The sequence below is a fragment of the Paractinoplanes deccanensis genome (assembly GCF_016862115.1).
Taxonomy (GTDB): domain Bacteria; phylum Actinomycetota; class Actinomycetes; order Mycobacteriales; family Micromonosporaceae; genus Actinoplanes; species Actinoplanes deccanensis.
In genome coordinates this window covers 24,332-34,824 of the sequence record NZ_BOMI01000211.1, presented here as the reverse complement: position 1 = coordinate 34,824, position 10,493 = coordinate 24,332, and the positions used below count along the sequence as shown (strand labels likewise).

The following is a 10,493-nucleotide window of genomic DNA, read 5'->3' as shown; positions in this document are numbered from 1 at the left end:
ACAAAGACGCTGAGGATCATCACGCAGGCGAAGCCCACCACCGAGATGATCGTCTCCATCACCGACCAGGTCTTGATGGTCTGGCCGACGGTCATCCCGAAATACTCCTTGACCAGCCAGAAGCCGGCGTCGTTGACGTGCGAGAAGAAGAGCGAGCCGCTGCCGATGGCGAGCGCCAGCAGCGCCACCTCCGGCTTGTCGAGCGTGGCGGCGAGCGGTGCCACGATGCCGGCCGCGGTGATCGTCGCGACCGTCGCCGAGCCGGTCGCCACCCGGATGCCGACCGCGACGAGCCAGCCCAGCAGCAGCGCGTTGATGTTGGCGTCCTGAGCGGCGTCCGCCACCACGTTGCCCACGCCGGCGTCGACCAGCACCTGCTTGAAGCCGCCGCCCGCGGCGACGATCAGCAGGATGCCGGCGACCGGCGGCAGGGCGCCGCCCACCACTGCCGACGTCTGCTGGCGGTTGAAGCCGGCGCGCTTGCCCAGCGTGTACATCGCGATGAGCACGCCGGCGAGCAGCGCGACGATCGGCTCGCCGATGGTCTCCAGCGCGCCGCGCACGCCGGAGCCCTCGTCGAGGGTGAGCTCGGCGACGGCCCGGGCCAGCATGAGGACGATCGGCACCAGCACGGTCAGCACGGCGGGCCAGAAGCCCGGGTTGCGGGTCGGCCGCGGCGGAGCGTGCTCGTCCACCACGTCGCCCAGGTCGTCGTGGTCCGGGAAGTCCTGGCCACCTGATCCGCCCTTGGCGCCCACCGCGGCGCCGGCCATCGCGGGCAGCGCCAGCGGCACCCGCTTCGCGATCCAGTTGCCGAAGACCGGGCCCGCGACGATGACCGTCGGGATCGCGCAGATCAGGCCGAAGAGCAGGGTCAGGCCGAGGTCGGCGTTCAGGTTGGCGATGGCGACCAGCGGGCCCGGGTGCGGCGGCACCAGGCCGTGCAGCACGGAGAGGCCCGCCAGCGCCGGGATGCCGATGCGCAGCAGGCCGATGTCGGTGCGCCGGGCCACCAGCAGCACGATCGGCACCAACAGCACCACGCCGACCTCGAAGAACAGCGGCAGGCCGATCAGCGCGGCCACGCCGGCCATCGCCCACGGCAGCGCCGATCCGGTGACGCTGTTGACGATGCGGTTCACGATGCCGTCGGCGCCGCCCGAGTCGGCGAGCAGCGCGCCGATCATGGCGCCCAGCGCGATGAGCACGCCGACGCTGCCGGTGGTGCTGCCGAGCCCGCTGGTGAACGAGTCGATGGTGTCGCCCGCCGACGCGCCGGCGACGATGCCCAGGACCCCGGAGCCCAGGATCAGCGCGAGGAACGGATGCCACTTGGCCCAGGCGATGAGAAGAACGACAACGACGATCCCGAGGACTGCGGCGAGAACCAGCTGACCGGTTCCGGCGTCCGTGATGGCGTCGGCGGCGAGGGTGATCATTCCGGCGCGTTACCCAACGCGAGGAGTATTCAATCTTGGCTGGGTAATGTCTTACCTGATGAACCGCCGTTTCGTGCCGCACGACGTGCGCGCCGCGGTGCGGGTCCGCCCGGCCGACGCGGCGTGGGCGTTCGCGCTGCGCGCGGGCCTCGCGGTGGCGGTCCCGCTGGTCGTCCTGGTCGCCGCCGGGCGTACGTCGTGGGCGGGCGTCGCCACGTTCGGCGCGTTCACCGCCCTCTACGGCCGGGACGAGCCGTACCGGCGGCGCGCCGTGATCGTGGCGGCGAGCGCGGCCGGGCTGGTCGCCTGCGTGACCCTGGGCACCCTGGCCGCCCTCACGCCGCATCCGGAGATCGTCGGCGTGGCGGTGATCGCGCTGATCGGCGCCGCGGCGACGCTGCTGTGCAACCGGTACGGGGTGGGCCCGCCGGCCGGGCTCATGTTCACCTTCGCGGCGGCGGTCGCGGGGGCGCTGCCGGCCACGGCCGCGTCGGTTCCCCGCAACGCGGCCCTGACGGCGGGGGCGGCCGCGGTGGCCTGGCTGATCGTGATGTCGGGTGCGCTGGTGGCGCCGGACGCTCCCCGGCGGCTGGCGGTGGCCCGGGCGCTGCGGGCGGCGGCCAATCTGCACGCCGCTCCCTCGGGCGCCGCCGGGCTCCAGGCGCGGCAGCAGGCTGCTCTCGCGGTGGACAAGGCGTGGCGCGCGGTGGCGGGGCGCTCCTCCCCATCCGGCACCGCGCCGCCCTCCACCGCCGGGCCCTCCACCGCCGGGCCCTCCACCGCCGGGCCCTCCACCGCCGGGCTGTCCGCAGCCGGGCCCTCGGCCGAGCTTCGGGCCGAGGAAGTTCTCGTGGCGCACGCCGAGACCGAGCTCAGCGGCGTGCACGGCCACACCGCCGAGGCGGCCGCCGAGCTGCGGGCGCTGGCCGCCCAGGTCAAACCCCGCGGCCCGGTCCCCCGGCTCACCGCCACCCCCGCCGAGAGCGCCCGGATCGCCGAGCGCCGCCTCGCCGCCCTGCTCCTGCGCGACCTTCCCGCTCCCGGGCCGCGCACCCCGCGCCGTCCGCTCTGGCCCGCCGCCACCCGCGTGGCGATCGGCGCCCTGATCGCCGGGGCCGCGGCCGGGGTGCTGGTGCACCTCACCGGCCTCAGCCATCCGTACTGGGCAGCGGTCTCGGCGGTCGCCGTCCTGCAGACCGCCTCGTTGCGCCTGTCGCTGCAGAAGGCCATCCAGCGCGCCGGCGGCACCGTCCTCGGCCTGCTCATCGCCGGCGCGGCCGTCTCGGTGCCCGGCGGCGAATGGGTGCTGGTCGCGGGCATCCTGCTGGCCCAGGTGATCGCCGAGCTGCTGGTCATCCGCAACTACGGGCTGGCGATGCTGGCCATCACCCCGCTCGCCCTGCTGGTCGGCGAGCTCGGCCACAAGACACCGCCGCTCGACCTGATCGGCGACCGCCTCGTGCAGACCGTGCTCGGCAGCCTGCTCGGGCTGGCCGCCGCGCTGCTGGTGCGCAACCGCGCCGCGAGCCGCCATCTTGAGGAAGCACTGGCCGCCGTCGAGGCCGGCACCGAGACCCTGCGGCGCGATCCCGCCGACCCCATGCTGGCGGCGAGGCGGCTCGCGCTGCTGGTGGCGACCCTCCGGGAGGCGTACGACGTCGCGGCCGGCGAGCCCGGCCTGCGCCCCGAGATCACCGAGCGGGTCCTGACGGCGGAACGGTCCGCCCGGGAGTCCCTCGCCACGTTGTCGCACCGCAATCCGGCGAGCGCCGCCTGACCCGCGCCGCGGCCGCCACCCTGACCGCGCCCGCGCCGCACCCGCCACCCGAACCGCGCCCGCGCCGCACCCGCCACCCTGACCACGCCCGCGCCGCACCCGCCACCCTGACCACGCCCGCGCCGCACCCGCCGGCGCTTCGACCCGCGCCCGCGGCGCTCCCCCGACCTCATCGCGCCGCTTGACCCGTACCCAAGGGTGTGGGTTTAGGGTCTGCGCGTGAGGGTCGGTGAGCTTGCGCGCCGCACGGGCACGACCGTGCGGGCCCTGCGCTACTACGAGGCGGCGGGCCTGGTCGTGCCGCGGCGGCTGAGCAACGGCTACCGGGAGTACGAGCCGGTCGCGGTGCGCCAGGTCGCCCAGATCCGCGAGCTCATGGCGCTGGGCCTCTCCGTCGAGGAGACCCGCCCGTTCGTCGAGTCGATCGCGAACGGCGACGACGTGTGCGCCGCCGCGATCGCCACCTTCCGCAGCACCGTCACCAGCCTCCAGCGGCGCATCGGCGAGCTGACCGCCCAGCGCGAGGCCCTCGACGCCCGCATCGACGCCGCGGCGCGCCAGGTGGTCACCGGCGGCCCCGCCGAGGGCGGCAGCCCGCTCGCCCTGGTCGGCCGGCCGCTGCCCGAGCTCACCTTCTTCGCCAGCGACGGCAGCCTCGTCGACCTGCGCGCGCTCGGTCCCGGCCGCACCGTCGTCTTCGTCTATCCGCTCACCGGCCGCCCCGGCGTCGACCTGCCCCGCGGCCTGCTCGAGATCCACGGCGCCCGCGGCAGCACCGACCAGGCCATCTGGCTGCGCGACCACCACGCGGAGCTGCTCGCCGCCGGCGCCGCCCGGGTGTACGGCCTTTCCGCCCAGTCGACCGGCTATCAGCGCGAGCTCGTGCACCGGCTGCGCCTGCCGTACCCGCTCATCCCCGACCCCCGGCTCAGCCTCGCCGCCGCGGGCCTGCCCACCCTCACGGCCGGCGACCTGACCCTGTACCAACGCCTGACCCTCGTGGTCGACGAGGACCGTGTCGAGCACGTCTTCCACCCGATTCCCGACCCGGCCTCGCACGCGCTCGACGTCATGCGCTGGCTCACTCAGCGGCGCCGCGCGACTTGACCCGGACCCCGGGGTGCGGGTTTAGCGTCCCCCTCATGATCCGAACACGTCCCGGCGACGTCGACTACGAGACCACAGGCGAGGGGTACGCGGCACAGCGCCGCCCTGACCCCCGCATCGCCGCCCTCATCCACGAGTCCCTGGGCGACGCCCGCACCGTGCTGAACGTCGGCGCCGGAGCCGGTTCCTACGAGCCCACCGACCGGTACGTCCTCGCGGTCGAGCCCTCCGCCCGGATGCGCGCCCAGCGCCCGCCCACCGCGGCCCCCGCCGTCGACGCCGTGGCCGAGAGCCTGCCGTTCGACGACGACTCCTTCGACGCCGTCATGGCCACGGTCACCGTCCACCAGTGGCCCGACCCCGTGCGCGGCCTGGCCTCGCTCCGCCGGGTGGCCCGCGGCCCGGTGGTCGTCCTGACCTTCGACGGCGACGCCCTGGACCGCTTCTGGCTGGCCGACTACGTCCCCGAGCTGATCGCCGCCGAGCGCCGCCGCTTCCCCGCCATCGCCACGATCGCCCGCGTGGTGAGCTCTCCCACCTCCCCGGCCGAGGTCGTCGAGGTCCCCGTCCCGATCGACTGCACCGACGGTTTCACCGAGGCGTTCTACGCCCGCCCCGAGCGCTTCCTCGACCCGCGCGTCCGCGCCGCCCAGTCCGCGTGGGGTTTCGTCGCACCCGCCGCTACCACCCGAGCGGTCGAGGCCCTGCGCGCCGACCTGGCTTCCGGCCGCTGGGACGAGCGCTACGGCCACCTGCGCACCCAGCCCCACTTCACCGGCTCGCTCCGCCTGATCGTGGGCCGTCCATGATGCGCGACTACCTGCGCCGGCTCCCCGTCTTCGCCGGCGACCTGCCGTCCTTCGACCCCGCGGCCGCCCCTCCCCAGCCGCACACCCTTTTCGTGGAGTGGCTGATGGCCGCCGTCGACGCCGGAGTCCGCGAGCCGCATGCCATGACTCTGTCGACCGCCGGCCCCCACGCCCGGGTCCTCATCCTCAAGAACGTCGGCGAGTCCGGCTGGCAGTTCGCCGCCCACGCCGCGAGCCCCAAGGGCCAGGAGCTCGCCCGCGACTCGGCCGTGGCTCTCACCTTCTACTGGTCACTCCAGGGACGCCAGATCCGGGTGCGCGGTCACGCCCACCCCGAGCCCGCGGCCACCAGCGCCGCCGACTTCCTGGCACGCCCCGAAGGCTCCCGCGCCGAGGCCTCCCTGGGGTGCCAGAGCCGGCCTCTCACCGACCGCGCCACCCTGGACCGCGCCGTCACCGAGGCAGGCCGCCGCATAGCCGCCGACCCCGCCTTCGTCGTCCCGGAGTGGACCCTCTACACCGTGGCCGCCGAGGAGGTCGAGTTCTGGCAGGCCGACAAGCAGCGCAAACACACCCGCCTCCGCTACACCCGCGGCCCCGGCGGCTGGACCCGCACCCTGCTCTGGCCCTGACTCAGTAAGAGCCGAGCTGGGCCTTCAGGGTGCCCAGGGCGCGTTCGAGCCGGTCGAAGGTGGCGGGGTCGAAGCTGCTCGTCAACCCGGGAGCGAGGATGGCCAGGATGATGCCGACCAGGGCGCCGGCGAGGACCCGGGCGTCCTCGTCGGCGGGGGGCCGCCCCTCGCGCTCGGCGATCACGGCGGCGAGCATGTCGACGGCGGCGATCATCTCCTGCTGCTGGCGGACCTGGAGCTCGGGGACGGCGCGGATCAGGCTCTGCCGGCGGCGCTCGGCGGCCCACTCGCCGTCGGAGAGGTTGGCGAAGACCGCGCGCATGCCCTGGAGCACGGCCTCGACGGCGGGCATCCCGGCGGGCTGGGCACGGATGGCGTCGACGACCAGGGGGTCGTAGTCGTCGGTGAGGACCACGTCCTCCTTGGTCGGGAAGTAGCGGAAGAACGTGCTCGGCGAGACCTCGGCGGCCTCCGCGATCTGCTCGACCGTGGTGGCCGCGTAGCCCTGCTCCTCGAACAGGCGCATCGCGGCCTCCCGGATCGCCGCCCGGGTCCGCAGCTTCTTGCGCTCGCGCAGCCCGAGCGCGGGGCGAGAGCTCCGGTCGCCGGCCACCGGGCCCGCACCGGCAGCGGTAGCGCTGCCGGCACCGGCGGCCGGGGACGAGGTGGCGGGGGAAGGCGGCGTCATAGACCCGATTCTGCCAAAGCGGGCTCGAGCGCCTCGGCGGGCGGCGCGGGGGTCCGGCGCGGCATGACGGCCACGGCGAGGGCCGCACCCAGGGCGGCGATCACGCCGGCCACCAGCAGGGACAGGGACATGCCGTGGGTGAAGGCCTGCTGGACGGACGCGAGCAACCGGCCGTCGCCCAGGCGGGTGGCGACCTCGGCGCCGGAGGAGACGCTCTCGCGTACCACCGAAGGGGCCTCGAGTGGGAGGCCGGAACGGTAGCCGGAGTTGACCACGGTGCCGAGCACGGCCACGCCGATCGCGCCGCCGACCTGGCGGGTGGCCTGGAGGACGGCGTTGCCCACGCCGCTGCGGTCGGTGGGGAGGGCGCCGAGGGCGGCGTCCAGGGAGGGCGGCATCGTCAGGCCCAGGCCGAGGCCGGCGAGCGTGATCCACAGGGCGAGATAGCCGTACGGGGTGTGCACCTCGGTGCGCATGCCGAGGAAGGAGCCGGCCGCGATCAGCAGCAGGCCGGCCGCGATCACCGTGCGCGTGGCGAAGCGGGAGCGGAGCTTGTCGGCGGCGCGGGCGCCGATGACCAGGCCGCCGATCACGGGCAACAGCCTCAGGCCGGAGCCGAACGCGTCGTGGCCGCCCACCGCCGAGAAGAACTGCGGCAACGTGAACAGGAGACCGAGCATCGCGAAGCTGCCGATCGTCGCCAGCACGGCGCCTCCGGTGAACGCCCGCGAGGAGAACAGGCGCAGATCGACCAGCGGGGACGACGTCCGGCGCTGCCACAGCACGAAACCGGCCAGCAGCACCAGGCCGGCCGCGATCGTGGACAGGGAGCGGCCGTCGGACCAGCCGCGTGAGCCGACCGAGATGATCCCGTACGTCATGCCGACGAGCCCGGCGGTGGACGCGACGATGCCGAGCGCGTCCACCCGCCCGGCGGCGCCGCGCGACTCCGGCATCCACAGGGCCAGCGCGATCACGCCGAGGAGCACCACGGGCACGTTGATCAGGAAGACCGAGCCCCACCAGAAGTTGTCCAGCAGCCAGCCGCCGAGCAGCGGGCCGAGCGGGATGCCGAGCGCGCTCGCCGTCACCCAGATCGACATGGCGCGCGACCGGGACGACGCGTCGAAGAGCACGGTGAGCACCGCCCCGGCGAGCGGCATGATCACCGCGGCGCCGAGGCCCAGCACGGCGCGCGCGGCGATGAGCTGTGCGGAGCTCTGGGCGTACGCGCAGGCCACCGAGGCCGCGCCGAAGAGCAGGAGCGCCCCGATCAGCATCCGCTTGCGGCCGAGCCGGTCACCGAGCATGCCGGCCGGCAGCAGCGCCGCGGCGAGGACCAGCAGGTACGCGGTCGTGAACCACTGGAGATCACCGGTCGAGGCGGACAGATCACGGGCGAGCGTGGGCAGCGCGACGCTGAGCACGGTGGTGTCCAGCCCGACCGCCAGGGTGCACAACGCCAGCGCGGCGAGCGCATACCAACGAGAAGTGGAAGTAACCATGTTTTGACAGTAGCTCTCACTTCATAGCGACTGTCAAGTATGGTGATCGGGACGCGCCCGGGTGGAGGTGCGGGAAATACGTGCGGTGACGTGCCACGATCATGTATTGAGGCCGCGGGAAGGGAGCCGAGCTGATGAAGAAGGCCCTCGGCTGGATCGTGCTCATCCTGGTGATCTTTTACATCGGCACGAATCCGGGCCCCGCGTCGGACATCGCTCAGGGGATCGGCGACGGGATCGCGGAGGTGTTCCGCAACGTCGGCGTGTTCGTCCGGGAACTGGCCACCTGATGGCGCACTGGCTCCTCCAGCACGATCCGGCGCGCGGTCACTGCGGTGACGGTGACTGGCTGATCCGGCGCTACCGCGATCGGGTCCGCGCCGGTGACGACGTCGCGCTGTGGCACAGTGGGCGGTCCGGCGGCGTGGCCGCGCTCGGGACGATCGTCGAGGGGCCGCACGAGAGCCCCGGCGGGACGGCGGTGGGCGTCCGGTTCGACCGATGGCGGGCGATCCCGCGGGCCGAGCTCAGGGCCGACGAGCGCTTCCGCGACGCGCTGATCATGCGGATGCCGGCGGGCGGCAACCCGTTCCCGCTGCGGCCGGGCGAGTGGAAGGCGATCGCCGGGGCACGCGACGCGCACCCCGGCGACTCGGGCACCTAGACCGTGCGGGCGAGCCGGTCCGCGAGGAGCTTCGCGAAGCGGGCCGGGTCGTCCAGGTCGCCGCCCTCGGCCAGCAGGGCGGTGCCGTACAGCAGCTCGGCGGTCTCGGGCAGGGCCTCGTCGGCGGCGTCGCGCTCGTGGGCCGCGCGCAGGCCGCTGACCAGCGGGTGGTTCGGGTTCAGTTCGAGGATCCGCTTGACCCGCGGGCCCTCCTGCCCCATCGCCCGGTACATCTTCTCGAGCGTGGGCGTGATGTCGTCGGCGTCGCTGACCAGGCACGCCGCCGACGTCGTGAGGCGGTGCGACAGGCGGACGTCCTTGACCTGCTCCGCCAGGCGCTCCTTGAGGTAGCCGAGCAGCGGGTCGAAGTCGCCCGTGCTCTCGTCCTCGGCGGAGGTGGTGGAGGGCAGGTCGACCGAGCCGCGCGCGATCGACTGGAGCTTCTTGCCGTCGTAGTCGGGGACCGCCTCGACCCAGATCTCGTCGACCGGGTCGGTGAGGATCAGCACCTCGTAGCCCTGCTCGCGGAACGCCTCCATGTGCGGGGAGTTCTCCACCTGCGAGCGCGACTCGCCGGTCAGGAAGTAGATCTCCTCCTGGCCCTCCTTCATCCGCTCGATGTAGGCGGCGAGGGTCGTCGGCTCCTGCGAGGCGGTCGACGCGAACGTCGCCACGTCCAGGATCGCCTTCTGGTTGTCCTGGTCGTTGAGCAGGCCCTCCTTGACCGCCCGGCCGAACTCGCGCCAGAACGTCGCGTACTTCTCGGGGTTGTTGTTGAGGAGGTCCTTGATGGTGGACAGCACCTTCTTGACCAGCCGGCGGCGGATCATCTGGATGTGCCGGTCCTGCTGGAGGATCTCGCGGGAGATGTTCAGCGACAGGTCGGCCGCGTCCACCACGCCCTTGACGAAGCGCAGGTAGTCGGGGATCAGCTCACGGCTGTCGTCCATGATGAAGACGCGCTTGACGTACAGCTGCAGGCCCCGGCTGGAGTCGCGCTGGAACAGGTCGAACGGGGCGCGCGACGGGATGAACAGCAGCGCCTCGTACTCGAAGGTGCCCTCCGCCCGCATGTTGATGATCTCGAGCGGCTCGGTCCAGTCGTGGCTGATGTGCTTGTAGAACTCGTGGTACTCCTCGTCGGACACCTCGGAGCGCGGCCGCGCCCAGAGAGCCTTCATGGAGTTGAGCGTCTCGTCGCCCATCTTGATCGGGAACGAGATGAAGTCCGAGTACTTCTTGACGATCTCCCGGATCTTCCACTCGTCGGTGTAGTCGTAGAGCGCGTCCTCCTCGTCCTTGGGGCGCAGGTGGACGGTGACGCTCGTGCCGACCGGGGCGTCCGGCGCCTCGTCGATCGTGTAGGTGCCCTCCCCCGCAGACTCCCAGCGGGTGCCGTGCCCCTCGGTGCCGGCCTTGCGCGTCACCAGCGTGACCCGGTCGGCGACCATGAAGGTCGAATAGAAGCCGACGCCGAACTGGCCGATCAGTTCGGGGCTCTCCTTGGCCTCCTTGAGCTTGCGCAGCAGCTCCGCGGTGCCCGACTTGGCGATGGTGCCGATCAGCTCGACGACCTCGTCGCGGGTCATGCCGATGCCGTTGTCGCGCACGGTCAGCGTGCGCGCCTCCTTGTCGGCCTCGATCTCGATGTGCAGGTCGGAGGCGTCCGCCTCGAGACCGTCCTGCAGGGTGGCCAGGCGCAGCTTGTCCAGCGCGTCCGAGGCGTTCGAGATCAGCTCACGCAGGAAGATGTCCTTGTTCGAATAGATCGAGTGGACCATCAGCTGCAACAACTGCCGAGCTTCGGCTTGAAACTCCAACGTCTCCATGCCCCGATGGTACGAAAACGCCCCGCCGGAGATCCGGCGGGGC

General features: G+C 73.0%; 10 protein-coding genes. 6 read left to right on the top strand and 4 right to left on the bottom strand.

Features of this window, described 5'->3' with window-relative positions:
* Window positions 1–1,439 (bottom strand): GntP family permease (locus Ade02nite_RS48020; RefSeq protein WP_203778142.1); only part of this gene is annotated, 1,439 nt, incomplete at its 3' end.
* Between the two features lie 58 nt (window positions 1,440–1,497).
* Here Ade02nite_RS48020 and Ade02nite_RS48015 point away from each other — a divergent pair.
* The 4 genes from Ade02nite_RS48015 (at window position 1,498) to Ade02nite_RS48000 (ending at window position 5,764) form a co-directional block, all read left to right on the top strand.
* The gene (locus tag Ade02nite_RS48015; protein ID WP_203778141.1) at window positions 1,498–3,216 is read left to right on the top strand and encodes an FUSC family protein; all 1,719 of its coding nucleotides are present in this window, start codon (window positions 1,498–1,500) and stop codon (window positions 3,214–3,216) included.
* Window positions 3,217–3,435: 219 nt separating this feature from the next.
* A complete protein-coding gene (locus Ade02nite_RS48010; RefSeq protein WP_203778140.1) occupies window positions 3,436–4,323 on the top strand; it encodes a MerR family transcriptional regulator in 888 nt (295 codons plus the stop codon).
* 35 nt (window positions 4,324–4,358) lie between these two features.
* On the top strand, window positions 4,359–5,132 hold the full coding sequence (locus Ade02nite_RS48005) for a class I SAM-dependent methyltransferase (RefSeq protein ID WP_203778139.1): 774 nt from the start codon (window positions 4,359–4,361) through the stop codon (window positions 5,130–5,132).
* Window positions 5,129–5,764, top strand: a complete 636-nt coding sequence (locus tag Ade02nite_RS48000; RefSeq protein ID WP_203778138.1) for a pyridoxine/pyridoxamine 5'-phosphate oxidase — start codon at window positions 5,129–5,131, stop codon at window positions 5,762–5,764. The genes Ade02nite_RS48005 and Ade02nite_RS48000 overlap by 4 nt, the downstream gene beginning before the upstream one ends.
* Before the next feature lies 1 nt (window position 5,765).
* Here the strand turns inward: Ade02nite_RS48000 and Ade02nite_RS47995 are convergent, their stop codons facing one another.
* Together Ade02nite_RS47995 and Ade02nite_RS47990 are read right to left on the bottom strand one after the other, a co-directional pair.
* Window positions 5,766–6,452: a TetR/AcrR family transcriptional regulator gene (locus Ade02nite_RS47995; RefSeq protein ID WP_203778137.1), complete on the bottom strand. Its 687-nt coding sequence runs from the start codon at window positions 6,450–6,452 to the stop codon at window positions 5,766–5,768.
* Window positions 6,449–7,957, bottom strand: a complete 1,509-nt coding sequence (locus Ade02nite_RS47990; RefSeq protein ID WP_203778136.1) for a DHA2 family efflux MFS transporter permease subunit — start codon at window positions 7,955–7,957, stop codon at window positions 6,449–6,451. The genes Ade02nite_RS47995 and Ade02nite_RS47990 overlap by 4 nt, the downstream gene beginning before the upstream one ends.
* A gap of 134 nt (window positions 7,958–8,091) precedes the next feature.
* On the opposite strand from Ade02nite_RS47990, the gene Ade02nite_RS47985 reads away from it, so the two are divergent.
* Together Ade02nite_RS47985 and Ade02nite_RS47980 are read left to right on the top strand one after the other, a co-directional pair.
* Window positions 8,092–8,247, top strand: a complete 156-nt coding sequence (locus tag Ade02nite_RS47985; RefSeq protein ID WP_203778135.1) for a hypothetical protein — start codon at window positions 8,092–8,094, stop codon at window positions 8,245–8,247.
* Entirely contained in the window at window positions 8,247–8,621 is a 375-nt protein-coding gene (locus tag Ade02nite_RS47980; protein ID WP_203778134.1) for an EVE domain-containing protein, read from the top strand. The genes Ade02nite_RS47985 and Ade02nite_RS47980 overlap by 1 nt, the downstream gene beginning before the upstream one ends.
* Here the strand turns inward: Ade02nite_RS47980 and htpG are convergent.
* Window positions 8,618–10,450, bottom strand: coding sequence for a molecular chaperone HtpG (gene htpG, locus Ade02nite_RS47975; RefSeq protein ID WP_203778133.1), 1,833 nt, complete (start codon window positions 10,448–10,450; stop codon window positions 8,618–8,620). The two genes, Ade02nite_RS47980 and htpG, sit on opposite strands and share 4 nt — an antisense overlap.
* Window positions 10,451–10,493 lie beyond the last annotated feature (43 nt).

What these genes read in the sequence shown, in the direction of transcription:
- Ade02nite_RS47980 (WP_203778134.1), top strand. Translation starts at nt 8,247, where the DNA reads ATGGCGCACTGGCTCCTCCAGCACGATCCGGCGCGCGGTCACTGCGGT.
- htpG (WP_203778133.1), bottom strand. Translation starts at nt 10,450, where the DNA reads ATGGAGACGTTGGAGTTTCAAGCCGAAGCTCGGCAGTTGTTGCAGCTG.
- Ade02nite_RS48000 (WP_203778138.1), top strand. Translation starts at nt 5,129, where the DNA reads ATGATGCGCGACTACCTGCGCCGGCTCCCCGTCTTCGCCGGCGACCTG.
- Ade02nite_RS48015 (WP_203778141.1), top strand. Translation starts at nt 1,498, where the DNA reads ATGAACCGCCGTTTCGTGCCGCACGACGTGCGCGCCGCGGTGCGGGTC.
- Ade02nite_RS47990 (WP_203778136.1), bottom strand. Translation starts at nt 7,957, where the DNA reads ATGGTTACTTCCACTTCTCGTTGGTATGCGCTCGCCGCGCTGGCGTTG.
- Ade02nite_RS47985 (WP_203778135.1), top strand. Translation starts at nt 8,092, where the DNA reads ATGAAGAAGGCCCTCGGCTGGATCGTGCTCATCCTGGTGATCTTTTAC.
- Ade02nite_RS47995 (WP_203778137.1), bottom strand. Translation starts at nt 6,452, where the DNA reads ATGACGCCGCCTTCCCCCGCCACCTCGTCCCCGGCCGCCGGTGCCGGC.
- Ade02nite_RS48005 (WP_203778139.1), top strand. Translation starts at nt 4,359, where the DNA reads ATGATCCGAACACGTCCCGGCGACGTCGACTACGAGACCACAGGCGAG.